The organism is Microbacterium sp. AK009 (genome assembly GCF_013410955.1).
In the GTDB taxonomy this organism is placed as follows: Bacteria; Actinomycetota; Actinomycetes; order Actinomycetales; family Microbacteriaceae; genus Microbacterium.
Genome location: NZ_JACCCG010000004.1, coordinates 176,940 through 202,777 on the forward strand (window position 1 = coordinate 176,940; position 25,838 = coordinate 202,777).

Genomic DNA, 25,838 nt, shown 5'->3' on the forward strand with positions numbered 1-25,838 from the left:
TCAGTCGTCCGCGACGTCGACGCGCACACGGCGTCCGTCTGCAAGAGCGGCGATGAGGGTGCGAAGGGCCTTGGCCGTGCGGCCACCGCGCCCGATCACCCGTCCGCGATCCTCGGGGTGCACGTGCACCTCGAGCAGGTCGCCGCGAGGCGACGTGGACGACTGGATGCGGACGTCGTCAGGGTGATCGACGATCCCCTTGACGATGTGTTCGAGCGCGGCGGCGAGCACGGCGATGAGGTGCTTACTCGGCGGCGGCGTCGGCGGGAGCCTCGGCCTCGGCGGCGGGAGCCTCGGCGGACTCCGCAGCCTTCTTCTCGGCCTTGGGCTTCACGACGGAGGACTTCGACGAGTCCAGCTCGAAAGCCGGCTTGTCCTCACGCGTCTTCACCGTCGAGGTCGCGTCCTTGTCGCCCTTGAAGGTGCCCCAGTCGCCGGTCAGCTTGAGGATCGCGCGCACCTGCTCGGTCGGCTGGGCGCCGACACCGAGCCAGTACTGTGCCCGCTCGGAGTCGACCTCGATGAACGAGGGCTCCTCGGTGGGGTGGTACTTGCCGATCTCTTCGATGACACGACCGTCGCGCTTGGTGCGCGAGTCGGCGACGACGATGCGGTAGTAGGGCGCGCGGATCTTTCCCAGGCGCTTCAGACGGATCTTGACAGCCACGATTCTCCTGAATGTGTGGAAGGGATGAACTGGTCGACCGGGAGGTGGGGTGCAACACCCGGTGGAAGCTCTATGGAGGACGGCGGGCTGGATAGAGGGTCGAGTCCGGCGTCCGACCCTCTATTCTGCCAGACGACACGAACAGTCGCGAACCGTCGAGCCGTCGTGTCGGCGTGCCACACTGGGCGCATGACGGAGCCCTTCGCCCGGTCGGCCCGGTCCACCGTGGGGATCGAATGGGAGCTGATGCTCGCCGACGGCGAGACGGGCGACCTCGTGCCCCGGGCGCCCGAGGTTCTCGATGCGCTGGGCGAGGACGCAGCGCTCGAGCGTTACACCATCACCCAAGAGCTTCTGACGAACACGATCGAACTCACCAGCGGGATCGGCGACACCGTCGCCGCCGCCGTCGATGACATCGGCGATGCGATCGCGGCGGTGCGGACGGCCACCGACCCCCGGGGCATCGAGCTGCTGTGCGCGGGCAGTCACCCGTTCGCGCAGTGGTACAACCAGGAGGTCACCGACAAGACCCGCTACCACAGCCTCATCGAGCGCACCCAGTGGTGGGGCCGGAACATGATGATCTGGGGCATCCACGTGCATGTCGGCGTGGAGGACGTGGCCAAGGTCTTCCCGATCATCAATGCGCTGACCGTGTACCTTCCGCACCTGCAGGCACTTTCCGCCTCCTCCCCCTTCTGGGCCGGGGAGCGCACAGGGTACGCCTCGAACCGGGCGCTGGTCTTCCAGCAGCTGCCGACGGCGGGGCTGCCGTGGCCGCTTCCCGACTGGGCGGCGTTCGAGCACTACCTGGACGACATGATCTCCACGGGGGTGATGGAGGATGCCACCGAGGTGCGCTGGGACATCCGACCCGCGCCCCGCTGGGGGACCATCGAGGTGCGGGCCTGCGACGGCATGTCGACGCTTCCCGAGCTCGCCGCGGTGGCCGCATTCGTGCAGGTCATGGTCGAGCACTTCTCGCGCGTTCTCGACGCGGGCGGAGAACTCACCGGCATCCAGCCGTGGTTCGTGCGGGAGAACAAATGGCGCGCCGCGCGCTATGGACTGGACGCGCGGGTCATCGTCGACCGCGAGGGCACCCAGGTGCCCGTGCGCGATCATCTGGCGGCCACGCTCGACGAGGTGGCCGAGATCGCCGTCGAACTCAAGTGCGCGCGGGAATTCGCGGGGCTCGAGCGCATCCTCGCCGGCGGTGCCAGCTACGCCCGTCAGCTGCTGGTCGCCGAGGCCGCCGGCGGCGATCTGCGGGAGGTCGTGCATCACCTCATCCGGGAGTTCCGCGCCGGTCCGACGCTGCGCGAGCACCTGGCCTCACTGAGCGTCGGCGGTTGAACGGTCGTCGGCTCACGCCGGACGGTGGCGCCCCTGTGCCACGGCGGTCACGATGGCATCGAGGACCGTCGGCCAGGCGAAGAGGATCTGCGCGTAGTCGAACCGCAGGACGGTGTAGCCGCGGAGGACCAGACGTGCGTCACCCGCGATGTCACGTCGTCGCTGCACCGGGTCGAGGTGGTGCTTCCCGTCGATCTGGACCACCAGACGCTCACCGATGAGGAGGTCGACGGGACGTCCGTCCAGAACCGCCTGCTGCGTCATGCGCAGCCCGAGGGGGCGCAGCCGGTGCACGACGAACGTCTCCAGCCCGGAGTCGGACAGGATCACCGCGGCGTCGACCAGTGCACGGGCTGACGCTGATCGCCATGTCACCGCGCGCAGCACCTCGACGGTCGTCAGTCCGCGGTTCAGGGCGGACTCCCACACGCTCAGCGCCTCCGCGCGCGGCTGACAGCCCGCGACGTGGAACAGCATGTTGACGAGCGACTCCACGACCGTCCGGGAAGATTCCGGAGCCGGTCCGATCGACCAGTGCAGGATCAGCCCGCTGCTCTCGAGGCGCGACGCGTTCGGTGGCACCGCCACGTGGGCGCCGGGTGCGTCCGGCACCCAGAGCCCGGCGCGTCGGGCGGCACTGATACACGCCACTCTCCCGCCCACGCGGACGGCCGCCAGCTCCTCCGCCTCCGCCTTCCGCGTGTACAGCCAGACTCGTCGGAGTCGTCGGACGAGGTCTCGCGCGCCGGCACCATCCACGGCCCGACGCCCGAAACCGGCCTCGCGCACGTCCGTGGCGTGAGCAAGTCCACCGCGGTCGTCGATCCACCGTTCGAGTCGCCGTGCGTGATCCACGTCGTCAGCGTGCCGCGCACGCACCGCCTCCCGCGGCCCGGGGGCGGATCTGTGGACGAGTCGGCTCGACGAGCCGGTGTGCAGGAGAGGTGGCAGCCGTCCGTGGGCTCGCAGCCGGCGTGCGCCGTTTCGTGCGTACGTCAGAACAGGAAGGTCGCGCGAGATCAGGCGGAATCACCGCGGATCATCCTGATCCGACGCTCATCTCCTGTTCTCGTGCCCGGGCCAGGGGGTGAGGGCGAGGGTGAGGGGTGAGGGGTGAGGGGTGAGGGGACGGGGTCAGCCCCGGCCGAGGAGCTTCTGGAGTTCGGCGAGATCCTCGGCGCTCGGCGTGCCGCCCGCTCCTCCGGCGCCGGCCCCGCCGCCCAGGCCGAACCCGGTCCCCGTGGGCGAGGCGGGTGCCGACGCGGCGATCCCCGCGTTCTCGGCCGCCCGCTTCGCGGGGTTCCCCGACCGCGACCCCTTCTGCTTCTGCTGCTTGCCGCGTTTGGCCGACGCGCCGGGGCGCCCCGCGCCCGGCACCGGGCCCATGCCCGGGATGTTGGGCACACCGCCGCGGGCGACGGTCTTCATCATCTTCGCGGCCTGCTCGAAGCGCTGGACGAGCTGGTTGACGTCGGTGACCGTCATCCCCGACCCTCGGGCGATGCGCAGACGCCGGGAACCGTTGAGGACCTTCGGATTGCGCCGCTCCCCCGGTGTCATGGAACGGATGATCGCCTCGGTGCGATCGATCTCACGCTCGTCGAAGTCGTCGAGCTGCTGCTTCATTCCCCCCATGCCCGGGAGCATCCCGAGCATCTTCTTCATCGAGCCCATCTTCTTGAGCTGCTGCATCTGCTCCAGGAAGTCCTCGAGGGTGAACTGCTCGGTCGCGATCTTCTCCGCGACCTTGCGCGCCTCCTCTTCGTCGAACGCCTGCTGCGCCTGCTCGATGAGGGTGAGGATGTCACCGAGATCGAGGATCCGCGAGGCCATCCGGTCGGGGTGGAACGCTTCGACGTCGTCGAGTCCTTCTCCGGTCGAGGCGAAGATGATGGGCCGGCCGGTGACGGATGCGACGGACAGGGCCGCGCCGCCTCGCGCGTCGCCATCGAGCTTGGACAGGACGACACCGGTGAAGTCCACGCCGTCCTGGAAGGCCTTGGCGGTGTTGACCGCATCCTGTCCGATCATCGCGTCGATGACGAAGAGGACCTCGTCGGGGTCGGTGGCCCGGCGGATGTTCGCCGCCTGCTTCATGAGCTCCGCATCCACACCGAGGCGGCCCGCGGTGTCGATGATCACCACGTCGTGCTGCTGGCGCCGCGCGACCTCGACCCCGTCGGTCGCGACCCGCACGGGGTCGCCCACGCCGTTGCCGGGCTCGGGGGCGTACACCGCGGCGCCGGCCTGGCGTCCGACGACCTGCAGCTGGTTCACGGCGTTCGGTCGCTGCAGGTCGGCGGCGACGAGAAGCGGCGTGTGCCCGTCCTTCTCGAGCATCCTGGCCAGCTTGCCGGCGAAGGTCGTCTTCCCCGATCCCTGCAGGCCCGCAAGCATGATGACCGTGGGCGGGTTCTTGGCGAACTGCAGCCGACGCTGCTGGCCGCCGAGGATGCCGATGAGCTCCTCATTGACGATCTGCACCACCTGCTGGGCGGGGTTCAGCGCGCGATTGACCTCGTCGCCCAGGGCGCGTTCGCGGATCTTCGCGGTGAACTCCTTGACCACCGGGAGCGCGACGTCGGCGTCCAGAAGCGCCCGGCGGATCTCCCGCACCGTCCCATCGACATCAGCGGGGGTGAGCTTGCCCTTCGTGCGCAGATTGCGGAAGGTCTCAGTGAGCCGGTCGGAGAGCGTGCCGAAGGTAGCCATGGTCCGGCAATTCTACGCCGTGGGTCGGCGGCGCCCTCGCGCGCGGGAGTCGCCGGTGACCTCACTCGGGGCCGAGCTCCTGGAACACCGTGAGCTGCACGCCGTCGGGGCCCCGGAGCCGTGCGTTGCGGGAGCGCCACGGGGTCTCGGTGGGCGGGGCCTCCAGACGGGCGCCGGCGTGCACGAGCGCCTGCGTCTCCGCTTCGACATCGCCGACTTCGAGTGCCACGCGCATCCCGTCGCTCTCCACGCCGTCGGTTTCGACCGCATCGATGAGGCGCACCTGCGCCGTATTCGCCAGCTCCAGCGTCGCCCGGCCAGCGTCGAGGATCGCCACGCGTGCGCCGTCCGGGCCTTCGAACGCCTCAGCCTCGGGCATCCCGAGCACGTCACGGTAGAACGACAGCGCCCCGTCGAGATCGGCCGAGCGGACGACCAACCGGAGTTGACGCACACCCCCCTGCGCCGGCAGCAGGGGCGCGACGACCCCGACGGCGTCATCGAGGGTCCGCGAGAGCGAGGTGCGCCCCGGACCCGCGGCCGCCCATGCGCGCACCGCGGCGAGCACCGCTCCCCCGACAGCGGCTCCGACGACGTCTGCCGCGAGCGGGTCGGCCCCGGACTGCAGCGCAGCGGATACCGATCGGCCGATGCGCGCCGCACGAACGGCCGACTCGCGATCCAACTCGTCCTCGAGTCCCATCGCTCTCGCGTTGGCCATCGCGAGCGCCAGGGTGTCGGGGGCGAATCCCGCCGCGAACGCGCGCAAGGCCGTCCGCACATGCGGCGCGCCCGACTCCCCCGCATCGAGACGGGTGCGAAGGGCGTCCACCCGCGCGTCGAAACTCGACCAGAGGATGTCCGATTTGGACGTGAAGTAGTTGAAGAAGCTCGACCGCGAGACACCGGCACGCAAGGCGATGTCGACGATGGATGTCGCCTCGTAGCCGCGCTCGAAGAACAGCTCGCACGCGGCCTCGGCGATGGTCGCAGGAGACGAGAGCTTCGGACGCCCGGCGCGCGGCTCAGTCATGACTTCACCCTAGAACGCGCGGGCACGCTGCATAGGAAGCGTATTGTTGGACGCGGTCCAACAAGAAAGGCGCCTCCGTGCTCGAAACGATGACCGTGGGGCTCGACCCCGACTTCGTCCCCTACGCCGACGCGTGGCACCTGCAGCGGCGTATCCACGCGGAGGTGGTGCGCGCAGAGCGGGCGGACACCCTGCTGCTGCTCGAGCACGAGCCGGTCTTCACCGCCGGCAGGCGCACCGAACCGCAGGAGCGCCCCACCGACGGCACCCCTGTCATCGACGTCGACCGCGGCGGCAAGATCACGTGGCACGGCCCCGGTCAACTCGTCGGGTATCCCATCGTCCGCCTCCCGGAGCCCGTCGATGTCGTGGCCCACGTCCGGCGCCTCGAGCGCCTCCTCATCACGGCCCTCGCTCGCCTCGGCGTCGAAGGATTTCAGGTGGACGGTCGAAGCGGGGTGTGGGTCAGGCGGCCCCTCTCGACCGACAAGGTGGCCGCCATCGGCGTCCGCGTCGAGCGCGGGGTCACCATGCACGGGTTCGCGATCAACTGCGACAACTCCCTCGCACCCTTCCGTCAGATCATCCCCTGCGGCATCGCCGACGCCGGAGTGACGACCATCAGCGAGGTCACCGGGGTGGAGACGTCGCCCCGCGACATCCTTCCGACCGTCACCGAGGTCTTCCTCGCCGCCGAGCAGGCGGTGGCGGCATGAGCGCGGCGGCACCCGACGGCCGGCGCCTCCTGCGACTGGAGGTGCGCAACGCCCAGACGCCGATCGAGCGGAAGCCCGAGTGGATCCGCACGAAGGCGAAGATGGGTCCGGAGTACACCGCCCTGCAGGGGCTGGTGAAGGACGAGGGCCTGCACACCGTGTGCCAGGAGGCGGGCTGCCCGAACATCTACGAGTGCTGGGAGGATCGCGAGGCCACCTTCCTCATCGGTGGCTCGCAGTGCACCCGTCGGTGCGACTTCTGTCAGATCGACACGGGGAAGCCAGCCGATTACGACACCGACGAGCCCCGGCGCGTCGCGGAGAGCGTGCAGCGGATGCAGCTGCGCTACGCCACGGTGACCGGGGTCGCCCGTGACGACCTTCCGGACGGCGGTGCCTGGCTCCACGCCGAGACCGTGCGCCGCATCCATGCCGACAATCCCGGAACGGGCGTCGAGATCCTCGCCACGGACTTCAACGGTGTACCGAGTCTGCTGGAGGAGGTGTTCGACTCCCGCCCGGAGGTCTTCGCACACAACGTCGAGACGGTCCCCCGGATCTTCAAGCGGATCCGTCCGGCGTTCCGCTACGAACGTTCCCTCGGCGTTCTGACGATGGCGCGCGAGTCGGGGCTGATCACGAAGTCGAACCTCATCCTCGGAATGGGTGAGACGCCCGGCGAAGTCCTGGAGGCGCTGCAGGATCTGCACGATGCCGGCACCGACATCATCACGATCACGCAGTATCTCCGTCCCTCGCCCCGACACCTTCCGGTGGACCGCTGGGTCAAGCCCGACGAGTTCGTCGAGTTCAAGCAGGCTGCGGAGGAGATCGGCTTCCTCGGTGTGCTGGCGGGACCCCTCGTGCGCTCGTCGTATCGGGCGGGTCGCCTGTGGGCGCAGTCGATGATCTCCAAAGGCCGCGAGATACCTGCCGTTCTCGCCCACCTCGCGCGCGATATCGCCTCGGAGGGGGTGTCCTTCGCGCAAGCGGTGTGAGCCCGCCTCAACGCGGCCAGATGTAGGGGAGATCGTCGGGGATATCGCCGAAGAAGGGCCGGTAGTGTTCGGGGTCCTTCCGCATCAGGTTGGATCGGTGCGCGAGGTGGAACGCCTCATCGCCGAGCCAGGGCGGCATCGGGATCGCGTCCTGGGGCAGGCCTTCGACCTCGGGCGCGAAGGCGAGGACGAGCGGCCGCACGGTGTCTGATCCGCCGCCCGCGATCCACGTATCCGTGATGATCAGCCCGTACGCGACCAGGGCGGGGAGGTGGTCGCGCCACATCCGTGCCGCCGGGTGGTTCCGCCACCCGTAATCGGGAATCGTGACGGCGCGGAGCAGCTGCAGGGTCTCCACCCGCTGCTTCCCCAGCCGCCGGCGATCGAGGACCCGGGCCGATTCGACGAACCCCGGGTAAGAAAGGAAGGTCTGCACGAGGCCAGCGTGACGGCGACGTCAGTCGGCGCTGGTGACCGAGAGCACGTCGCCCGCGGAATCCAGGTTCACCAGCAGCACGTCGTCGGTGGCGTCGGGATCCAGCGCGTACTCCAGGACGGCGAACGGGTCGGAGCCGCCGTGTTCGTCCGCGAGGATCGTCATGCTCATCAGCTGCAGAGACCGAATCACGTCGATCCGGATATCCCCGGAGACGTCGACCAGCAGATTCCCGATGTCCTCCCCGAGTGTCTCCTGCTGCTGGAGGATGTACTCCGTCACTTCGCTGGTGCGGTCATCGAGCTCGGAGACCATGCCGTTGCGCGCCGTCCGGTCGATCGCCTCGAGGGAGGACACCAGGCTCGCGGCGATGTCGAGGGCCGCCTGGGACACATCGTCCTGATCCGGCGCCGTCAGATCCACCGTGACGGACTGGTCCCCGAGTTCGACGTTCTCCGACCAGAAGATCGAACCGTCCGGACCCGACTCGAGGAGTCCGAAGAAATCGTGCTCGATCGCCATACGCCCATGAAACCAGCCTCCCGGCCGGTGCGATAGACCCGGACCGCGCGTCGGCCGGATCGGGTCCGGAACCCGCTCAGTCCACGAGGGCGGCGGCGAAAACGTGGGGGGTGAATCCGGTGAGATCACCGATTCCCTCGCCCTGACCGAGGAGCTTCACCGGGATGCCGGTGCGTTCCTGCACCGCGAGCACGAATCCGCCCTTGGCCGAGCCGTCGAGTTTGGTGAGCACGAGTCCGGTCACTCCCGCGTGCTGGAGGAACGCCTCGGCCTGCATGAGGCCGTTCTGTCCCGTCGTCGCATCCAGAACGAGCAGCACCTCGCTGATCGGCGCCTGCTTCTCGATGACACGGCGGATCTTGCCCAGCTCGTCCATGAGGCCGCCCTTGGTGTGCAGCCTTCCGGCGGTGTCCACCAGCACGATCTCGGTTCCGGTGCGTTTGGCGTAGTCGATCGTCTGAAATGCCACGGAGGCGGGGTCCTGCCCCTCCTGCTGCGGCCGGACGATCGCCGCGCCGCCGCGCTCGGCCCAGGTCGCGAGCTGGTCGACCGCGGCTGCGCGGAAGGTGTCGGCCGCGCCGACGACCACGGAGCGCCCGTAGCGCTGCAGGAACTTCGCGAACTTTCCGATCGTGGTGGTCTTCCCGACGCCGTTGACCCCCACGACCAGGACGACCGCGGGACGCTCGGTCAATCGCAGGGTCGTGTCGAAGCGCGCGAAGTGCTCCTCGAGGGTCTCTTTGAGCATCCGCTGCAGATCACGCGGGTCGGTCGTGCGGTATCGATCGACCTTCTCCCGGAGCTCGTCGACGATGCGCTCGGTGATGTCGGGGCCGAAGTCCGCGGTGAGCAGTGCCGTCTCGAGGTCGTCCCACGTCTGCTCGTCGATCGTGGGCTTGACGAACATGCCGCGCAACGCGCGACCCAACGACCAGGAGCTCTCCGCCATGAGTCCAGCCTACGGGCGCGGGCGTGCCGGCCTCCGCTCAGCTCGCCGCCCGCTCGCCGTCGATGGCCCGACCCAGTCGCTGCCCGACGACGGCCGACACACCGTCCTGCCGCATCGAGACGCCGTACAGGGCGTCGGCGATCTCCATCGTCCGCTTCTGGTGCGTGATGACGATGAGCTGGCTGCTCTCGCGCAGCTGCTCGAACACACCGAGAAGCCGCCCCAGGTTGGCGTCGTCGAGGGCCGCCTCCACCTCGTCGAGGATGTAGAACGGACTCGGGCGCGCTTTGAAGATCGCCACCAGGAGCGCCACCGCCGCCAACGAGCGTTCACCACCGGAGAGCAGAGAGAGGCGTTCGATCTTCTTTCCGACCGGTCGCACCGTCACCTCGATACCGGTCGTGAGGGCGTCGTCGGGCTTGGTCAACTCGATGCTCCCCGAGCCGCCGGGGAAGAGAACGGGGAAGACCTCGTCGAACGCGCGCTGGGTGTCGGCGAACGCGTCGAGGAAGATCGTCCGCATCCGGTCGTCGAGCTCCTCGATGATCGTCAGCAGATCCTTGCGGGTCCGGCTCAGGTCATCGAGCTGCTCGGTCAGGAAGGCATGCCGTTGCTCGAGTGCCGAAAACTCCTCCAGCGCGAGCGGGTTCACCCGGCCGAGCTGCGCCAGCGTCCGCTCGGCGTCGGCGAGCCTTCGCTCCTGAACGGCGCGATCGAAGGGCGTGCCCTCCCCGTCCGGGTCGTTCGGGTCTGGAATCGGCTGGTCAGGGCCATATTCCGAGATCAGAATATCCTCCTCGAGTCCCAGCTCCGACACGGCGCGATCGCGGAGGGAGCCGGCCTGCAACCGACGTTCGTGGATGCGCAGCTCGAGGCCGTGCACGTCCTCGGTTACCGCAGACAGCCGTTCCCGCACTCGCGCGTCCTCCCGGCGCAGATCGCCGAGCTCTGCGGTGACCGCAGTACGCGCGGTCTCGGCGGCGGCGAGCTCGTCGCGGGCCTCCGCGAGGGATCGGGCGACGGCGTCGAGGACCGGGGGAATCCTCCCCGCCACGTCCGCCGCGGCGTCGCGCTGGCGCTTGCGCATGACGGCCCGCCGCGCCGCTTCCGCCGCCGCCGCCTGCTCCCGCTCACGCTGTTTCTCGAGCTGCACGACCCGCGACTCCTGAGCGCGGATCCGCTCTCGGAGGGTCTCCACATCCAGTCGCGCGCGCATCTCGGTCTCGCGCGCGGCGTCGAGCGCGGCGAGCAGGCCCTCGCGCGCCGATGCATCGAGGATGGGACGCGGGGATTCCAGGGCCGCCGTCAGCTGCTCATCGGCGACGCGCGACGCATCGGACGCCTCATCGACGCCGGCTCGGGCCTGAGCCAGCGCCGACGCCAGGCGCTCGCACTCCGCCGACGCCGCCTCGAAGCGCACGGTCGCCCGGTTGACCTCCTCGGCTCGCGCCGACACCGCCGCGTCGTGGGCACGCATCGCCTCCAGCGCCGATCGCACGCGACGCCGCTTGTCGTCGAGGTCGGCCGCGGCGCCCGCTCGCGCCTCGCGGAGGGAGTCGACGATCACCATGAGCTCGTCCCGCCGGGCCGCGGCATCGTCCCGCTCGGCCACGAGTTCCAAGCGAGAACGGGAAGCGCCCGATCCCGCGCGCAGCCGATTCACGCGACAGACCTCGCCGGCCCGCGTGACGATCGTCGCGTGCGCGAGCGCCGAGTCCGCCAGAAGCCGTTCCGCCTCGTCGAGATCAGCGGCGATGACCACCCCCGACAGGAGCGCCCGAACGCCGTCAGGCGCCGTCACCACCGCCGCGGCGGTCAGGGCCGTTCCGGCATCCGGCGCGGCCTCGGCGCCCCAGGGCGGATCGGCCACCACGATGTCCACGGCGCCGGCGTCGTCGGCGCGAACCGTCGATGCCAGACCGAACCCGGCCGGCAGATCGTCGACGAGCACCGCTTCGGCGAGCGGCCCGAGCGCGGCGGCGACGGCGGCCTCGTACCCGGCCTCCACACGGACGAAGTCACCCACCAGGCCCCGGATTCCCGCACCGCCGCGGGCGACGATGTCGGCGGCAGTGGACCGGATGTCGAGGGCACGGTCGATCGCCGCCGTCTGGGCTGTCAGCGCATCGAGTTCGCGTTCTGCCGAATGCAGGCGCTCGCGCAGGCCCGCCAGCTCCTCGTCTGCGGCGCCCGCCTCTCGCTGGGCCCGCTCGTACTCCGCGGCGTGGTCGGGGATCGGCTCATCGTCTGCCGGATGCACGGAGGCCAGCGCCTGCTCGGCCTCGTCACGTCTGCTGAGGGCCGCCTGCCACGCGCGTTCTTGCCGATCGACGGCCGTGCGGACTGCCGCCAGGGTCGACGCTGCCGTCTCCGCGGCGCCGCGGAGAGCCGTGATCCGCATGTCGTGCTGCGAGACCAGGGCGCTCTGCTCCGCGATGTCGACGTCGAGGGCGTCGAGCTCGGCACGAGCGCGGGTCGCCTCCCGCGTCGCTGCGGCGGCGTCATCCTGCGCCCCGGCCAAACCGGCCGCGATCACATCGATCTCCTCGCGTGCGTGCGCGATCGTATCGGGAGTGACGGTCACGCCGCGACGGTCATCGTCGTGTTCGGCCGAATCGGCGAGAAGCGACATGCGCTGTCCGGCGAGGGCGTAGAGGGATCGGAGCCTCTCCTGCACGCGCTCCAGCCCGTGCACCACGCGACGGGCCTCATCGACCGCTTCGGAGCGCTGGTCGCTCTCGAGTCGCTCGATGCGCGTGCGGACACTCTGAGCCTGATCCTGGAGCACCATGCGCTCGGCCAGGCGTTCCTTCTCGGTGCGGGCATGCCCGGACAACTCCTGCCGAAGGCGCAGCAGCTCATCAGCCAGCAGGCGAGCTCTCGCATCACGCACCACCGCGGCGATGGTGGCGGCCTCGCGCGCCACCTCGGCCTGGCGCCCGAGCGGCTTCAGCTGGCGACGCAACTCTCCGGCGAGGTCGCTCAGGCGGGTGAGGTTGGCCTCCATCGCCTCGAGCTTGCGAAGGGTCTTCTCCTTCCGGCGGCGATGCTTCAAGATACCCGCCGCCTCTTCGATGAAGCCCCGCCGGTCCTCGGGCGTGGCCTGCAGCACGGTGTCCAGGCGCCCCTGCCCGATGATCACGTGCATCTCGCGGCCGAGACCGGAGTCGCTGAGGAGCTCCTGCACGTCCAGCAGCCGACAGGTCTCGCCGTTGATGGCGTATTCGCTGGCCCCGTTCCGGAACAGCGTGCGGCTGATCGAGACCTCGGTGTAGTCGATGGGCAGAGCGCCGTCGCTGTTGTCGATGGTCAGGCGCACTTCCGCGCGCCCGAGCGGGCCGCGCGTCGTCGTCCCCGCGAAGATGACGTCTTCCATCTTTCCGCCCCGGAGGGTCTTCGCGCCCTGCTCCCCCATGACCCACGCCAGAGCGTCGACGACGTTTGACTTCCCGGAACCGTTCGGACCGACGATGCAGGTCACGCCGGGTTCGAAGGCGAACGTCGTGGGCTGCGCGAAGGATTTGAACCCTTTGAGCGTCACGCTCTTCAGGTGCATCGTCAACCTCCGGGCCTGCACGCCCGCGGTTCGGAGCGGCGCCGCTCAGGTTACCGAACTCCCCCGCCGATACCGCTGAGGCGGGCGGATCGGAACGGCTTCCCGTCCCGACACGCCCGGAATCCGATCATTTCTGGAGATTCGCTTGACGTCCCCGGCGCGATCGCGCTAATGTCACTGCTCGCGTCCGATGTCGAAAGGAGGTCACCGATGATGCACATTATTGATCCGCGCTACACCGCGCGTCGATTCTCAGGAATCACCCCGTCGGTGACCGGATTCGCCGGCGCCTTCACTCCCACCGTCGCCTGACCGTCGCAGGGGACAGGTGTGCCTGTCGGGCACCCGTCCGTTGCTGCTGACCGGAGCGACGCTCCCTCGAGCGATCCGGCAGCGCGCGTCGCTCTGACGCCTTCCCTCCGCGACCTTCCCGTCTGCGGCATCCGCACTCTCGTGCCCCACGCCTGACGAAAGCGATCACCCATCATGTCCGCTCCCCTTGTCTCCGTCCTCCACCTCGATGACGACGACCGCCATCGGCTCCTCGCCGAGGTCGATCTCGTCCCGGCCTCCGCGGCCCCCTCGCGCCTTCAGCGCGCGGAGCTGCGGCTCGGGCTCTGGCTGCTGCTGCGCGCCGCGCGGCGTCAGTCGGCCGCCCGCGATCGGTCGCGCCGACGCGCCTTCGCCGCCGACCGCGCCCGTTCCCACCGTGAACACGCCGCCTGGCGCGAGCTCGCCCTCGGCACCGTTCGCGTCTGACTTCCCATCACGGTCCGGAGCCGTCCCGCACGGCTCCGGACCTCTCGAAAGGACCATCATGGACACGCACGCACCGGCGGGAATCGATATCCGGCCGCTGACCATCCCCTCGCACGTCGACGCCGACGGCGCCGAAGACTTCATCGAGATGACGCGGGTCAGAAACCAGGTGTACCGGGAGATCTCCGGCCACGACGATGAACGCATCAGCGCGGCGGAACTGCTTCCCCACTACCAGCCCGATGAGTACGAGACCCGGTTGATCTGGACCGTCCGCGATGGCGGGCGCATCGCGGGCCGCTGCGGCGTCGACCTTCCCCACGAGGAGGGATCGACGCTGGCCTTCTGGCTGATCGAGCTGCTCCGCGAGGTTTGGGGGCGGGGAATCGGTTCAACCGCCTACGCGCTCGTCGAGGAGACTGCTCGAGCGCACGGCCGCACCGTTCTGCAGTCGTGGGCGGAGCATCCCGAGGCTCCGGGTCGGCGCCTGGCGGCGCCGACCGGCTTCGGAGACATCCCAGAAGACCACGCGGCCAGGTTCTACCTGCGGCACGGGTATGCGCTGCAGCAGGTCGAACGGGCCAGCGCCCTGGACCTTCGTGCACCGTTCGATCGGATCGAACGACTCCACCGCGAAGCCCAGCGTGCGGCGTCGGGTTACCGAGTCGTGCAGTGGTTCGCGCCCACCCCTGCGGAGTGGGTCGACGGTTACGCGTGGATGAAGTCGCGCATGTCCACCGATGCCCCGGCCGCCGATCTGCAGTTCGATGAGGAGACATGGGATGCGGCGCGGATCGCGCTGCACGACGCGCGGTACACCGACAGCGGCCGACTGCTCCAGGTGACAGCGGCACAGCACGTGGCGACCGGCGAGCTGTGCGCGTTCAACGAGCTGGTCATCGGCGCGGATCGCACGGAGGCCTCGCATCAGGAGGACACCCTCGTTCTGAAGGCGCACCGAGGACACCGGCTCGGGATGCTCGTCAAGTGCGCGGGACTTCTGTCGTGGCGCGAGATCGCCCCGCAGTCGCCGCGCGTGCTGACCTACAACGCCGAGGAGAACCGCCCGATGCTCGACATCAACGAGGCGCTGGGGTTCCGCCCGATCGCCTACTCCGGCGCCTGGAAGAAGGTGCTCGACGTCGCCGGCTGACACCGGGGGCAGAAATGGCTCGACCGGTTGGTGAACGACACGCGCACGATCGGACGGCCGCACCGCGGGCAGGGCTCGCCGGTGCGGCCGTAGGCGTTGAGCGAGTGCGCGAAGTAGCCTGCCTGACCGTTGACGTTGACGTACTGCGCGTCGAAGCTCGTGCCCCCTTCGGCCAGAGCCTTCTCCAGCACCGACCGCACCTCGGCCAGGAGCCGGTTCACGCGCCGGGTGGGCAGCGCGTCGGCGGGTGTCTCGGGATGCAGGCGCGCCGCCCACAGCGCCTCGTCGGCGTAGATGTTGCCGATGCCGCTGACCACCGTCTGGTCGAGCATCACACGCTTGATCGCGGACTTCTTCCGAGCCAGGATGTCGCGGAACCGCCTGTCGCGGAATGCGGGGTCGAGGGGGTCGCGGGCGATGTGCGCCACCTGACGCGGGATGCGTGCGAGCTCGCATCCGACGCCCCCGGGAGCGCCGTCGGGTGTGGGAAGGAGGGGATCGACGGCGAGCGAGCCGAAGGTGCGCTGATCGGCGAACACGACGGCGATGTCACCGTGGTCGGGGGGGTGCAGGTCGAAACGCACCCGCTCGTGACGCTCGACCGGCGACCCCGGCGAACGCAGCAGCATCTGCCCGCTCATGCCCAGGTGTCCGACGACGGCGTGGTCGCTGCCGTGGAGCGGGAACCACAGGAACTTCCCGCGGCGCACGGCCGCGTCGATGCGTCGACCGGTCAGCTCTGCTTCGAAGTCGACGGCGTCTCCACCGTGACGGGTCAGCGCACGAGCGTCGTGAACGGTGACACCTTCGATCAGGGCGCCGCGCATCGCCGGGTCCAGCCCGCGCCGGACCACTTCGACCTCGGGGAGCTCAGGCATCGACGCCGCGGGCGTCGCTCGGCGTCGACAGCTCGCGCCACGCCAGGAGGGCGGCTGCCATCTCGGCGTACTTCTTACTCGTCCCCGTGCCCCGTGCCTCCATGTGCCCCACCCGGACACGCGCGGTGAACACGCGGTCGTGGTCGGGTCCGGTGGCGGAGATCTCGTAGGCGGGCGGGCTGAATCCGCGCCGGGCGGCGAGCTCCTGCAGGCTGGTCTTGGGATCGACAGCGGCGCCGTAGCGCTCGGGGTCATCCAGCAGCGGTTCGACCAGTCGCAGCACCAGGGCGGTGGCTGCATCGGGTCCGGCGGAGAGGTAGGCGGCGCCGATGACAGCCTCGGTGGCATCGGCGAGGATCGAGTCCTTCCTCCGTCCGCCGGTCAGTTCCTCACCCCGACCGAGCAGGACGTGCTCTCCCAGTCCGATGCGGCGCGCCACCTCGGCGAGGGCGACGGTGGAGACGACGCTCGCGCGTCGTTTGGCCAGCTGCCCCTCTTCGAGGTCGGGATGCCGCGTGTACAGACGGACGGTCACGGCTTGGCCGAGGATCGCGTCGCCGAGGAATTCGAGTCTCTCGTTGTGGGGAACCCCGCCGTGCTCGTACGCCCAGGAACGATGAGTGAGAGCCAGCAACAGAAGCTCGGGGTCGATATCGACCCCGAGCTTCTGTGTCAGTTCGTCCAGCGGCGGGTGCGCCGGCGTGGCGTCGGTACGGTGAGTCACCGAATGCGCAACGGGCCGATCAGACGTCGGCGACCTTGCGGCCCTTGTACTCCAGGAACAGCTCCGTGCCCTGCGAGTCGGTCACGACCTTCGCCTGGTGGGGACGGCTGTAGACGACCTTGCCGTTCTCGATGGTCTTGACCAGCGTGGGGGCCTCGGCCTTCCACTGCGCACGACGCGAACGGGTGTTGGAGCGGGAGACCTTCCGCTTCGGGGGGTTACCTGCCATGGCTAGCTCTTCTCTGTGTTCTCAGCGCGGGGCGCTGGGTTCTCGTCGCGGTCCTCGGGCCCGGGGGCGTTGACCGCGTCGTGGTCGATGTAGTCCTGGAGCGCCGCCCACCGTGGATCGATCGGCTCGGCGTTCGGTTCGGCGTCTGCTGCCCGCCGGACGCCCGTGACCGGATCGAGGCCGGGGCAATCCGGCTGACACACCGGCTGGAAGGGAAGCGACAGGACAACCGCATCCCTGACCAGAGTTTCAAGATCCACGTGGTCGTCTTGAACCTCGAAGTCAGTTTCCTCCGACCCAGAATACGCGAAAAGCTCCTGGAACTCGACTTCGACGCCCTCGGTGATCTCGCGGAGGCATCGTCCGCACACGCCGGAGAAGGTGGTGTGCGCCTCTCCCGACGCGAGGATGCCCTCGTGAACCGACTCCAGTCGCACATCCAGCTCCAGCGACTCGGACGCCGGGACGGAGACGAGACCCTCGCCCCACTTCTCGGGAACGGTCAGATCCCGGTGGAATTCGCGCATCTCGCCCGGTCGGCGGACGATGTCTCGCACCGCAATGACGAAGGGTCCGTTCAGCCGTCTGGTCACGGGCGACCATGTTACCCGCCCCCGCGACGTGGGGCTCAGCCCGACAGGTCGTGGGCGACCAGGAATCGTGCGACGGCCGGCGGAACGAAGGGCGACACGTCACCGCCGAGGGCGGCCACCTGGCGGACGAGGGAGCTCGAGACCATGGCGTGCGCGGGATCGGGGAGGAGGAAAACGGTCTCGACGTGGGCGAGGTGGCGGTTCACGATCGCCATCGGGGTCTCGTAGGCCACGTCGATCTGGGAGCGGATCCCTTTGACGAGCACACCGGCATCGACGTCGGCGGCGTAGTCCACGAGCAGTCCCACGCTCCAGGAGGCGATGATCACCTCGCTGTCGATGTCGCTCTCGGCCACCGACTGCTCGAGAAGGGACAGGCGCTGCGCGATCGGGAGCATCGCCTCCTTGCCCGGGTTGTGCACCACGAGGACGTGCAGCTGGTCGTACAGGCGCGCCGCGCGGCGGATCACGTCGAGGTGCCCGAGTGTCGGCGGGTCGAACGATCCGGGAACGACGGCGATCCTGCTGTTCATGCGACCACCCTATCGACGGGCCGCACTCGGTCCTCGACACAAGCCGCGCCGTCCCGCGCGGCCCGCGGCGCCCTTCAGGTCCGGGCGAGCGCGGCGCGCTCGACATTGCCGATCCGCCGTTCGATCGCGGCGGACACGGCCGGATGCCGCAGCAGCGCCGGATCCTCCGAGATCACCGTCTCCGCGGCGCGGCGCGCCGCCGAGATGAGGTCGGCGTCGCGGGCCACCCGCAGCAGGCGCAGCGATGAGCGCGCACCAGACTGGAGATCGCCGAGCACATCACCCTCTCCGCGGAGGTCGAGGTCGACTTCGGCGAGCTCGAAGCCGTCGAGGGTGGCGGCGACCGCCTCGACGCGCTGACGGGCGAGCGAGCCATGCTCGGCTTCGGTCACGAGCAGACAGAGCCCCGGGACGCCGCCACGTCCGACCCGTCCCCGCAGCTGGTGCAGCTGAGACACCCCGAAACGGTCGGCTTCGAGAATCACCATGGTCGACGCATTCGCGACGTCCACCCCCACCTCGACGACCGTCGTGGCCACCAGGACGTCGATCTCGCCGCGCGCGAAGGACTGCATGATGTCGTCCTTCTGCTCCGACGGGAGTTTGCCGTGCACCATCGCCACCCGGATGTCCGTGAAGGCGGGGTGACGCGACAGCAGCTCGACGACCTGCACGACGCCCCAGTGGGTGCGACCGGCGCTGCTGCCCGGGACGCGGGGGGCGACCTTCTCCTCCGCACGCGCGTCGTCGTCGCCTCCGTCGGGGATCGGCGCCTGGTCGTCCACGACATCGGCGTCGGCGTCGATCGCCGCGGTCACCACGAAGGCCTGCCGGCCCTGGCCGACCTCTTCGGCGACGCGCGCCCAGACCCGTCCGAACCATGCGGGCCGCTCGGCGAGCGGAGCGACGTGCGTGGTGATGCCCGCGCGTCCGGCCGGCATGGACCTGATCGTCGACACGTCCAGGTCGCCGAACACCGTCATCGCCACGGTGCGCGGAATGGGTGTCGCGGTCAGCACGAGCACGTGCGGCGCGGTGCCCTTGGCGCGAAGGGCCTCCCGCTGCTCGACCCCGAAGCGGTGCTGCTCGTCGATGACGACCAGTCCGAGATCGGCGAATGTCGTCGAGTCGCTGAGCAGGGCGTGCGTGCCGACGACGATGCGGGCCTGCCCCGAGGCGGCGCGCAGGGCGGCCTTGCGTCGATCCGCGGCGGGGAGCTGCCCGGTCAGCAGCGTGGGCATGAGCTCGGGGGCGAGCAGCGGTCCGAGCATCCGCGCGATCGAACGAACGTGCTGTGCCGCCAGCACCTCGGTGGGTGCGATGAGGGCCGATTGGCCACCCGACTGCGCCACCTGCAGCATCGCCCGCAGTGCCACGAGGGTCTTCCCTGAACCGACTTCACCCTGGACGAGCCGGTTCATCGGCCATCCGCCGACGAGGTCGTGTGCGATCTGCTCCCCCGCCGCTGACTGATCGCTGGTCAGTGCGAAGGGCAGCCCGGCGTCGAAGCGCTCGAGGAGGTCGCCGGCGGGGCGCGCGGTCGCGGACATCGCGCGCACGAACTGCCGCTGTTGGAACAGCGCCGCCTGGAGCACGAACGCCTCCTGCATGCGGAGGGTCTCGCGCGCCGCGTCGACCTGTTCGAGGAAATCGGGCCGGTGGATGCGCTCCAGCGCGGTCCGCGCGTCCAGAAGTCCGTGTGCGCGTCGGAGCGGCTCGGGCACGGGGTCATCGAACGGACCGAGGACGTCCAGCACCGTCCCGACCGTCTTGGCGACGAGGAAGCTCGGCACGGACGCGGTGGCGGGGTAGATCGGGATCGGGAGGTTGGCGGTGGCCTCCGCGGTCATCCGCGCGGTCTCTTCGTCGTCGAAGAGCTCGTACACCGGGTGGGCGAGCTGGAACTGGCCCCGGTACTCGCTGACCTTCCCTGCGAAGATCCCGCGGCGGCCGGGTGCGAGGTCGCCGAGGCGCCATTTCTGATTGAAGAAGGTCAGCGTCAGTGTGCCGTTGCCGTCGCTGATCTTGGCCTCGACGAGGGATCCGCGCCGATTGCGCATCGGGCGATCGGTGACGCTCTTCACCTCCGCGACGATCGTGACCGGTTCGCCCAGGGGCAGCGAGGCGATCGGCGTCAGCTCCCCGCGCAGGGCGTATCGACGCGGATAGTGCGACAGGAGATGTTCGACCGTGCCGATCCCGAACGCGCGCGCGAAGAGCTTCGCGGTCTTGTCGCCGACGACCGCGTCAAGGCGCGATTCGAGTGCGATGGGCGGCATACCTCGAGTGTAGGGAGCGTCGCCGACAACGACCCTCCCTCACCGGGTCCGGTTCAGCCGAAGATCTGCGAGGCGATGTCGGAGAGGAACGCGCGGCCGTTGCGGTTGACCGGCGCGTAGTAGATCCACACGTCATCGCGGGCCACGACGAACTCCTCCGTATCGGGGCCCGACCCGGGAAGCTCGCAGAACTGCGCACCGAAATCGTCGGCGACCTGGCAGGTGTACCCCTCCTCGGGGAGGGTCGCGACCGCCGCGGTCACCGCATCGGGGGTGGCGGTGCTGATGAGCACGAGCAGGCCGGTGGCGTCGCCGACGATCCAGTCGCAGCCGAGGACGAGTGTTGCTCCCTCCGGCGCCGGGCGGACGAAGCCCTGCCCATCGCTTTGAAGCGTCATATCGCCGACCATCTCCTGTCGGGATGCCTCGCTGCCGAGGTCCGTGCACTCGGTGGGGATCGAGGCGGTGGAGGTCGGCGACGAGCTGGGCGACTCGCTCGGGGAGTCCGTGGGCGAAGCGCTCGGCTCCGTGCTCTGCGTCGGGGCCGTCGGCGTCGGAGCAGGCTCCGGCGCGCATGCCGACAGCAGGCCCAGAGCCAGCGCGGCCCCGGCGATCACGGTCAGGGAACGGTGGCGCGTGGACATCGACGACTCCTGAGGCGAGACGGGACACCGGCGGAATCCCCCCGGCACGCGCCATCCTAGGGACAGCACACCGCAGGAGGCCGCAGGCGAACCGTCGTGTCGCGATCGGTATCGTAGGCGCGTGACCCGCATCATCTCCGGACGAGCCGGCTCGCTCAGCCTTGCGGTGCCCGATGCCGGGACCCGGCCGACGAGCGATCGGGTCCGTGAGTCGCTCTTCGGCGCACTGGATGCCGCCGACCTCCTCCGCGGCGCCCGGGTGCTCGATCTCTACGCCGGGTCCGGCGCGCTGGGGCTCGAAGCCGCCAGCCGCGGGGCGGCGACGGTCGACCTCGTGGAGAAGTCGCCGCGGGCCGTGACCGTCATCCGCAGGAACGTCTCCCGGGTCCAGACGGCGCTGCGCGGCTCTCCCGACGCCGCGCGCCTGGCCGTGCACCGCGCCGGTGTCGAGACGTATCTGCAGTCGGCGCCGGTCGGCGTCTTCGATCTGGTCTTCCTCGACCCGCCCTACGACCTCTCCGACGCGGAACTGCGCACCGTTCTGGACCTGCTCGTCCCCGCTCTGTCGCCGCAGACGACCGTGATCGTCGAACGCGGCGCCCGATCGGCCTCGCCGGTGTGGCCGACGGGACTCCGGGCCGATCGCCACCGGCGTTACGGCGACACCGCCCTGTGGTGGGCCGTCCGCGATTGAGGTCAGCCCGACGCGGAGTCCCAGTCGCGATACGGGTCCCAGCCGCTGCGCCCTCGGTAGGGCTCCCCGTCGACGAGGAGCGGGTGATCCCCCGGGGCGCGGACGGCCCCGATGGGCCGGAAGCCGGGAGCGGGACCCCGGGCGGCCGGGAAGGTCGCGAGGAGGGCGTGATCCTCGCCACCCGCCAGCGCCGTCGCCGGGTCCTTTCCGAGCGCATCGGCCCGCAGTTCGATCGTCGCGCGCGAGGCACGGGCGATGCGACCGGCATCCAGGGCAAGCCCGTCCGAGACGTCCATCATCGCCGTGGCACCATGCGCCGCCGCCACCGCGCCGGACGCGATCGGCGGGCGCGGGCGCAGCTGCGCGCCGACGAGCGCGATATCGGCCTCGCTGAGACCCGAGACGGGCACCGGCCGCCCGTCCACGCGGAAGCGCTCGAAGAGGAGGGAAAGGCCCCGGGCCGCCTCCCCCATCGCCCCGCAGACGGCCACGACATCGCCGGGCTGCGCCCCGCTGCGGGTCACCGGTTCGACCCCCTCCAACACGCCCAGGGCGGTGACAGCGATCGTCAGCGTGTCGGACACCGTGAGGTCTCCGCCTTCGACGGTGGCGCCGGGCGCCAGCTCGTCGCACGCGGATCGCAGTCCGTCAGCGAGTCCCTGCACGAACGAGACCGGGGTGGTGTCGGGCATCGCCAGCGCCACGAGAAGGGCAGTGGGACGCGCTCCCATCGCCGCGATGTCGGCGAGGTTCACCGCGGCCGCCTTCCATCCCAGATCCGTGGCCGACGACCACGCGAGGCGGAAATCCGGCCCGTGCACCAGAGTGTCGACGCTCGCGACGATGCGGCCGCCCGGCACGGCGAGGACGGCTGCGTCGTCACCCGGGCCGAGGAGCGCTCTCGACGGCGCGAGGCGATCGAGGATCCCGGCGAGGATCTCGCCCTCGGTCAGGTCGCCGACGACGGGGTCCGGGGTACTCACCCTCTCACCGTACCCACCGGCGACGCGGGTTAGCCTGGAGGAGTGCGCCTCGCCCGTCATCGTCACGTTCTCGCCGGGCTCGTCGTCGGCGCTGTGCTGACGCTGACCTCGTGCGCGGCAACCGTCTCCGTTCCCCCCGCGGACAACGCCGACGACCCGCTGTGCGCGGAGATCACGGTCCGACTTCCCGCAGAGGTGGACGGGCAGGAACGGCGGTGGACCGACGCCCAGGCGACCGGCGCGTGGGGCACCCCGGCCTCCGTCATCCTCACCTGCGGCGTGGAGCCCCCGGGCCCCACCGAGGCGCGCTGCATCACCATCGGCGGGGTGGACTGGATCGTCGACGAGAGCGATCCGCCCCGCTATCTCATCCGCAGCTACGGGCGGTCGCCGGCGGTCGAGGTGTACGCCGACAACAGCGTCGTCTCCCCCAATGAGGTGCTCTCCACCCTCGGACCGATCGTGTCGCAGCTCCCCCGCGAATCCGAGTGCACCTCGACCGAGACGCTCCTGGACTGACGCCGCTCAGCCGCGTTCGAGCGCGGTGTCGACGAGCTCGCCGATCAGCTCCGGGTAGGTCATCCCCGAGGCGATCCAGCACTTGGGGAACATCGAGATCGGCGTGAACCCCGGCATGGTGTTCAGCTCGTTGACAGACAGGCCCTCGGGGCCGAGGAAGAAGTCCACGCGCGCGAGCCCGCGTCCGCCGACCGCCTCGAAAGCCCGCACCCCGAGATCCTGGACGGCACGGATCTCCTCCTCCGCGAGCGCGGCGGGGCACACGGCCTCGGCTCCGTCACCGCCGAGGTACTTGCCCTCGAAGTCGTAGAACTCCCGCGTGGTGAGCACGATCTCGCCGGGCAGCGAGGCGCGCGGCGCCGCGCCGCGACGCCCCTCGAGGATCGCCACTTCGATCTCGCGTCCGACGATGGCGACTTCGATGAGAACTTTGTCGTCCTCGGCGAAGGCCTTCCCGAGCGCTGACGCCAGCTCCGCGTCATCCCTGACTTTCGACACGCCGACGCTCGAACCCGCCCGTGCGGGCTTGACGAAGACCGGATAGCCCAGAGCCGCCGCCTCCGCGCGCACCGCCTGCTCTTCGCGCTCCCATCGGGCGAGAGTGACGGTCGCCCAGGGCGCCACCGGGATCCCCGCGGCCTGCAGCACGACCTTCATGAAGTGCTTGTCCATGCACAGGGCCGAATCCAGCACGCCACCTCCCGCGTAGCGCAGGCCGAGCGTGTCGAGGAAGCCCTGCACCGTGCCGTCCTCGCCGTGGACGCCGTGCAGGATCGGCAGAACGACGTCGACGCCGCCGAGGTCGTCGACGGTGCCGTCGGCGCGTCGAACCCGGAGCCGTCGGTCGCCACCGGCCTCGGGCCACAGCACGCGCGTGCCGTTGTCGATGACCTCGGGAAGTCGCTCGGCGTCCAGGGCGAAACGATCGGGATCGTCGACCTCGAGCACGAAGGCTCCCGACCGGGTGATCCCCACCGGGATCACCCGGTAGCGGTCACGGTCGATCGCCCGCAGCACTCCCCCCGCCGTGGCGGAGCTGATCGAGTGCTCGCTGGATCGACCGCCAAACAGCACCACCACCGCGGGCTTGTCCATTCCTGGTCCTCTCCCCTTGGGGTTCGTCATCGTCATCGGTCGTCAGGTGCGGTGCGATCTCGCGCGGATCCATCGTGCCGTCGAGCACCCGCTTGACCTGCTCGACGATCGGCATGTCGACGTCGGCTTCGCGGGCGAGCTGGAGAATGGGCGCGACCGAGGCCAGACCCTCCGCGGTCTGCTCCATCTGCTTGACCACGTCCTGGAAGCTGTACCCCTGCCCCAGGAGGCGCCCGGCGGTGTTGTTGCGGCTGAGCGGCGACTGGCACGTCGCGATGAGGTCGCCCAGGCCCGCCAGTCCCTGGAGCGTCTCGGGGTGCGCACCCTGTGCGACGGCGAAGTCGGTCATCTCCACGAGGCCGCGGGTGATGATCGACGCCTTGGTGTTCTCGCCGTACCCCACGCCGTCGACGATCCCGATCGCGACGGCGATGAGATTCTTCAGCACCCCGCCGAACTCGGTCCCGATGACGTCGGTGTTCACGAACGACCGGAAGTACCCGTTGCGCGCACGCCGCGCGACGGCGTCGGCGGTCTCCTGGCTGAGGGAGGAGATCACGGCGGCCGTCGGCTGCTCGCGGGCGATCTCGAGGGCCAGATTGGGGCCGGATGCCACGGCGATGCGGGCCGGGTCGCAGTGCAGCTCCTGCTGGATCACCTGGCTCATCCGCAGCCCCGTGCGTCGCTCGACGCCCTTCATGAGCGAGACGACGGGCGCGTCGCCGGAGGAGATCAGCGGACGTACGGCTTTGAGGTTCTCACGAAGCGCCTGGCTCGGCACCGACAGGAAGATCTGCTCGGCACCGTGCAGCGCCTCGGAGAGGTGGGGGGTCGCCATCATGGTGCGCGGCAGGTTGATACCCGGGAGGTACTGGCTGTTGCGCTTGGCCTCGTTGATCTCGTGGGCCAGCTCCGGACGCCGCGCCCACATCATGACGTTCGCTCCGCCGTCGGCGAGGATCTTTCCGAACGTGGTGCCCCAGCTCCCGGCACCCACGACCGCGACCCGCGGACGATCGGCGTCGTGCCTACGGCTCAAGACGCCCCGTCTCCTTCTGCCCGTGCGCGGACGGGTTCCATCTCTCCGCAGGTGCGGGCACGCCCCGCAGGCCCGAGAGCAGCTCGGCGATCCGGCCCATCAGCACGTCGGTCGCCGCGACGAGGGTCGACGGCTGCGTCTGGGTGGCCGAGTAGGCCGAGAGGTCGATCGGCTCGCCGAACACGACGCGCACGCGGCGGCGAGGCGGCCAGAGCCGGAGCTTTCCGTAGCGCGGGAGGATCTCCTGTGCTCCCCAGTGGGCCATCGGGATGAGCGGGATGCCGCCGGCCAGCGCCAGACGCACGGCACCGGTCTTGCCGCGCATCGGCCACATGTCGGGGTCGCGGGTGAGCGATCCCTCCGGGTACACGATCACGCCTCTGCCGTGCTCGACGAGGATGCGGGAGCTTTCGATGGTCTGGCGCGCACCGCCTGCCGATGAGGACCGGGCGACGGGGACCATCCCGGTCGCCCGCAGTGCGGCCCCGAGGACAGGCACACGGAACAGACTCTCCTTGGCCATGAATCGCGGGGCCCGTCCCACACGCCACACGGCGACAGCGACGACCAGCGGATCGATCTCGCTGCAGTGATTGGGGGCGAGCACATAGGCACCGTCGCGCGGAAGGTTCTCGCCCCCCTCGACCTCGACGCGCGCGAGCAGTCCCATCGCAGGGACGATGACGGCGGCGAGTGCCCAGAAGACGCTTGGACGTCGTTTCTCGTCGGCGCCGGATCCCGGGGGCCGCGGGGTAGGAGTGCTCACCG

Annotated in this window: 27 protein-coding genes; 7 read left to right on the forward strand and 20 right to left on the reverse strand. The window is 69.9% G+C overall.

The annotated features are described in order from the left end of the window. Nucleotides 1–231, reverse strand: a complete 231-nt coding sequence (locus HDC37_RS09910; RefSeq protein WP_179560243.1) for an RNA-binding protein — start codon at nucleotides 229–231, stop codon at nucleotides 1–3. Between the two features lie 13 nt (nucleotides 232–244). Then, nucleotides 245–667, reverse strand: a complete 423-nt coding sequence (gene rpsP, locus HDC37_RS09915; protein ID WP_179560244.1) for a 30S ribosomal protein S16 — start codon at nucleotides 665–667, stop codon at nucleotides 245–247. A gap of 189 nt (nucleotides 668–856) precedes the next feature. Here rpsP and HDC37_RS09920 point away from each other — a divergent pair, with 189 nt between their 5' ends. Further along, entirely contained in the window at nucleotides 857–2,026 is a 1,170-nt protein-coding gene (locus HDC37_RS09920) for a glutamate--cysteine ligase (protein WP_179560245.1), read from the forward strand. A gap of 12 nt (nucleotides 2,027–2,038) precedes the next feature. On the opposite strand, the gene HDC37_RS17540 is transcribed toward HDC37_RS09920, so the two are convergent. From HDC37_RS17540 to HDC37_RS09935, 3 genes are all read right to left on the reverse strand, one after another. Continuing rightward, nucleotides 2,039–2,881, reverse strand: coding sequence for an endonuclease domain-containing protein (locus HDC37_RS17540; RefSeq protein WP_179560246.1), 843 nt, complete (start codon nucleotides 2,879–2,881; stop codon nucleotides 2,039–2,041). Nucleotides 2,882–3,160: 279 nt separating this feature from the next. Continuing rightward, nucleotides 3,161–4,738, reverse strand: a complete 1,578-nt coding sequence (gene ffh / locus HDC37_RS09930; protein WP_179560247.1) for a signal recognition particle protein — start codon at nucleotides 4,736–4,738, stop codon at nucleotides 3,161–3,163. 61 nt (nucleotides 4,739–4,799) lie between these two features. After that, nucleotides 4,800–5,771: a TetR family transcriptional regulator gene (locus HDC37_RS09935; RefSeq protein WP_179560248.1), complete on the reverse strand. Its 972-nt coding sequence runs from the start codon at nucleotides 5,769–5,771 to the stop codon at nucleotides 4,800–4,802. A gap of 77 nt (nucleotides 5,772–5,848) precedes the next feature. Here HDC37_RS09935 and lipB point away from each other — a divergent pair, with 77 nt between their 5' ends. Continuing rightward, a complete protein-coding gene (lipB, locus tag HDC37_RS09940; RefSeq protein WP_179560249.1) occupies nucleotides 5,849–6,487 on the forward strand; it encodes a lipoyl(octanoyl) transferase LipB in 639 nt (212 codons plus the stop codon). Beyond that, nucleotides 6,484–7,485 (forward strand): lipoyl synthase, encoded by a 1,002-nt coding sequence (gene lipA / locus HDC37_RS09945; protein WP_179560250.1) that lies wholly within the window; start codon nucleotides 6,484–6,486, stop codon nucleotides 7,483–7,485. Before lipB ends, lipA begins: the two co-directional genes overlap by 4 nt. A 7-nt stretch (nucleotides 7,486–7,492) precedes the next feature. Here lipA and HDC37_RS09950 read toward each other — a convergent pair whose 3' ends face one another. The 4 genes from HDC37_RS09950 to smc form a co-directional block, all read right to left on the reverse strand. Next, nucleotides 7,493–7,921 (reverse strand): MSMEG_6728 family protein, encoded by a 429-nt coding sequence (locus HDC37_RS09950; RefSeq protein ID WP_179560251.1) that lies wholly within the window; start codon nucleotides 7,919–7,921, stop codon nucleotides 7,493–7,495. A gap of 21 nt (nucleotides 7,922–7,942) precedes the next feature. Next, complete coding sequence (locus tag HDC37_RS09955; RefSeq protein ID WP_179560252.1) at nucleotides 7,943–8,443, reverse strand: DUF2004 domain-containing protein; 501 nt, start codon at nucleotides 8,441–8,443, stop codon at nucleotides 7,943–7,945. A gap of 76 nt (nucleotides 8,444–8,519) precedes the next feature. Beyond that, the gene (ftsY, locus tag HDC37_RS09960; protein ID WP_179560253.1) at nucleotides 8,520–9,392 is read right to left on the reverse strand and encodes a signal recognition particle-docking protein FtsY; all 873 of its coding nucleotides are present in this window, start codon (nucleotides 9,390–9,392) and stop codon (nucleotides 8,520–8,522) included. 37 nt (nucleotides 9,393–9,429) lie between these two features. Continuing rightward, a complete protein-coding gene (smc, locus tag HDC37_RS09965) occupies nucleotides 9,430–12,948 on the reverse strand; it encodes a chromosome segregation protein SMC (protein WP_179560254.1) in 3,519 nt (1,172 codons plus the stop codon). Between the two features lie 486 nt (nucleotides 12,949–13,434). On the opposite strand from smc, the gene HDC37_RS09970 reads away from it, so the two are divergent. Next, on the forward strand, nucleotides 13,435–13,707 hold the full coding sequence (locus HDC37_RS09970) for a hypothetical protein (protein ID WP_179560255.1): 273 nt from the start codon (nucleotides 13,435–13,437) through the stop codon (nucleotides 13,705–13,707). Between the two features lie 58 nt (nucleotides 13,708–13,765). Beyond that, the gene (locus HDC37_RS09975; RefSeq protein ID WP_179560256.1) at nucleotides 13,766–14,860 is read left to right on the forward strand and encodes a GNAT family N-acetyltransferase; all 1,095 of its coding nucleotides are present in this window, start codon (nucleotides 13,766–13,768) and stop codon (nucleotides 14,858–14,860) included. Here the strand turns inward: HDC37_RS09975 and mutM are convergent. The 7 genes from mutM to HDC37_RS10010 form a co-directional block, all read right to left on the reverse strand. Then, entirely contained in the window at nucleotides 14,818–15,738 is a 921-nt protein-coding gene (gene mutM / locus HDC37_RS09980; RefSeq protein ID WP_179560257.1) for a bifunctional DNA-formamidopyrimidine glycosylase/DNA-(apurinic or apyrimidinic site) lyase, read from the reverse strand. The genes HDC37_RS09975 and mutM overlap by 43 nt on opposite strands. After that, on the reverse strand, nucleotides 15,731–16,462 hold the full coding sequence (gene rnc, locus HDC37_RS09985; protein ID WP_374939165.1) for a ribonuclease III: 732 nt from the start codon (nucleotides 16,460–16,462) through the stop codon (nucleotides 15,731–15,733). The genes mutM and rnc overlap by 8 nt, the downstream gene beginning before the upstream one ends. Nucleotides 16,463–16,481: 19 nt before the next feature. Then, a complete protein-coding gene (rpmF, locus tag HDC37_RS09990; protein WP_019179169.1) occupies nucleotides 16,482–16,691 on the reverse strand; it encodes a 50S ribosomal protein L32 in 210 nt (69 codons plus the stop codon). Between the two features lie 2 nt (nucleotides 16,692–16,693). After that, nucleotides 16,694–17,272, reverse strand: coding sequence for a DUF177 domain-containing protein (locus HDC37_RS09995; RefSeq protein ID WP_257021449.1), 579 nt, complete (start codon nucleotides 17,270–17,272; stop codon nucleotides 16,694–16,696). A 47-nt stretch (nucleotides 17,273–17,319) separates the two neighbouring features. Beyond that, complete coding sequence (gene coaD / locus HDC37_RS10000) at nucleotides 17,320–17,817, reverse strand: pantetheine-phosphate adenylyltransferase (RefSeq protein ID WP_179560258.1); 498 nt, start codon at nucleotides 17,815–17,817, stop codon at nucleotides 17,320–17,322. Nucleotides 17,818–17,891: 74 nt separating this feature from the next. Continuing rightward, on the reverse strand, nucleotides 17,892–20,096 hold the full coding sequence (locus HDC37_RS10005; protein ID WP_179560259.1) for an ATP-dependent DNA helicase RecG: 2,205 nt from the start codon (nucleotides 20,094–20,096) through the stop codon (nucleotides 17,892–17,894). Between the two features lie 53 nt (nucleotides 20,097–20,149). Further along, on the reverse strand, nucleotides 20,150–20,740 hold the full coding sequence (locus tag HDC37_RS10010) for a hypothetical protein (RefSeq protein ID WP_179560260.1): 591 nt from the start codon (nucleotides 20,738–20,740) through the stop codon (nucleotides 20,150–20,152). A 121-nt stretch (nucleotides 20,741–20,861) separates the two neighbouring features. Between HDC37_RS10010 and rsmD the strand changes: the two genes are divergently transcribed. Next, nucleotides 20,862–21,434 (forward strand): 16S rRNA (guanine(966)-N(2))-methyltransferase RsmD, encoded by a 573-nt coding sequence (gene rsmD / locus HDC37_RS10015; RefSeq protein ID WP_179560261.1) that lies wholly within the window; start codon nucleotides 20,862–20,864, stop codon nucleotides 21,432–21,434. Between the two features lie 2 nt (nucleotides 21,435–21,436). On the opposite strand, the gene thiL is transcribed toward rsmD, so the two are convergent. Beyond that, nucleotides 21,437–22,417, reverse strand: a complete 981-nt coding sequence (gene thiL / locus HDC37_RS10020) for a thiamine-phosphate kinase (RefSeq protein WP_308472167.1) — start codon at nucleotides 22,415–22,417, stop codon at nucleotides 21,437–21,439. 42 nt (nucleotides 22,418–22,459) lie between these two features. Between thiL and HDC37_RS10025 the strand changes: the two genes are divergently transcribed. After that, on the forward strand, nucleotides 22,460–22,936 hold the full coding sequence (locus HDC37_RS10025) for a DUF3515 family protein (RefSeq protein ID WP_179560263.1): 477 nt from the start codon (nucleotides 22,460–22,462) through the stop codon (nucleotides 22,934–22,936). 6 nt (nucleotides 22,937–22,942) lie between these two features. On the opposite strand, the gene HDC37_RS10030 is transcribed toward HDC37_RS10025, so the two are convergent. The 3 genes from HDC37_RS10030 to HDC37_RS10040 are packed head-to-tail and all read right to left on the reverse strand — an operon-like array spanning nucleotide 22,943 to nucleotide 25,836. Further along, nucleotides 22,943–24,031 carry a D-alanine--D-alanine ligase family protein gene (locus HDC37_RS10030; protein WP_179560264.1) on the reverse strand — a complete coding sequence of 363 codons (1,089 nt, stop codon included), beginning with the start codon at nucleotides 24,029–24,031 and terminating at the stop codon, nucleotides 22,943–22,945. Beyond that, nucleotides 23,931–25,070, reverse strand: coding sequence for an NAD(P)H-dependent glycerol-3-phosphate dehydrogenase (locus HDC37_RS10035; RefSeq protein WP_179560265.1), 1,140 nt, complete (start codon nucleotides 25,068–25,070; stop codon nucleotides 23,931–23,933). The genes HDC37_RS10030 and HDC37_RS10035 overlap by 101 nt, the downstream gene beginning before the upstream one ends. Further along, nucleotides 25,060–25,836: a lysophospholipid acyltransferase family protein gene (locus tag HDC37_RS10040; protein ID WP_308472168.1), complete on the reverse strand. Its 777-nt coding sequence runs from the start codon at nucleotides 25,834–25,836 to the stop codon at nucleotides 25,060–25,062. The genes HDC37_RS10035 and HDC37_RS10040 overlap by 11 nt, the downstream gene beginning before the upstream one ends. Nucleotides 25,837–25,838 lie beyond the last annotated feature (2 nt).

Coding starts and splice junctions, on each gene's coding strand:
- HDC37_RS09920 (WP_179560245.1), top strand. CDS start 857: ATGACGGAGCCCTTCGCCCGGTCGGCCCGGTCCACCGTGGGGATCGAA.
- ffh (WP_179560247.1), bottom strand. CDS start 4,738: ATGGCTACCTTCGGCACGCTCTCCGACCGGCTCACTGAGACCTTCCGC.
- HDC37_RS09935 (WP_179560248.1), bottom strand. CDS start 5,771: ATGACTGAGCCGCGCGCCGGGCGTCCGAAGCTCTCGTCTCCTGCGACC.
- lipA (WP_179560250.1), top strand. CDS start 6,484: ATGAGCGCGGCGGCACCCGACGGCCGGCGCCTCCTGCGACTGGAGGTG.
- HDC37_RS09955 (WP_179560252.1), bottom strand. CDS start 8,443: ATGGCGATCGAGCACGATTTCTTCGGACTCCTCGAGTCGGGTCCGGAC.
- ftsY (WP_179560253.1), bottom strand. CDS start 9,392: ATGGCGGAGAGCTCCTGGTCGTTGGGTCGCGCGTTGCGCGGCATGTTC.
- smc (WP_179560254.1), bottom strand. CDS start 12,948: ATGCACCTGAAGAGCGTGACGCTCAAAGGGTTCAAATCCTTCGCGCAG.
- HDC37_RS09970 (WP_179560255.1), top strand. CDS start 13,435: ATGTCCGCTCCCCTTGTCTCCGTCCTCCACCTCGATGACGACGACCGC.
- HDC37_RS09975 (WP_179560256.1), top strand. CDS start 13,766: ATGGACACGCACGCACCGGCGGGAATCGATATCCGGCCGCTGACCATC.
- mutM (WP_179560257.1), bottom strand. CDS start 15,738: ATGCCTGAGCTCCCCGAGGTCGAAGTGGTCCGGCGCGGGCTGGACCCG.
- rpmF (WP_019179169.1), bottom strand. CDS start 16,691: ATGGCAGGTAACCCCCCGAAGCGGAAGGTCTCCCGCTCCAACACCCGT.
- coaD (WP_179560258.1), bottom strand. CDS start 17,817: ATGAACAGCAGGATCGCCGTCGTTCCCGGATCGTTCGACCCGCCGACA.
- HDC37_RS10005 (WP_179560259.1), bottom strand. CDS start 20,096: ATGCCGCCCATCGCACTCGAATCGCGCCTTGACGCGGTCGTCGGCGAC.
- HDC37_RS10010 (WP_179560260.1), bottom strand. CDS start 20,740: ATGTCCACGCGCCACCGTTCCCTGACCGTGATCGCCGGGGCCGCGCTG.
- HDC37_RS10030 (WP_179560264.1), bottom strand. CDS start 24,031: ATGGACAAGCCCGCGGTGGTGGTGCTGTTTGGCGGTCGATCCAGCGAG.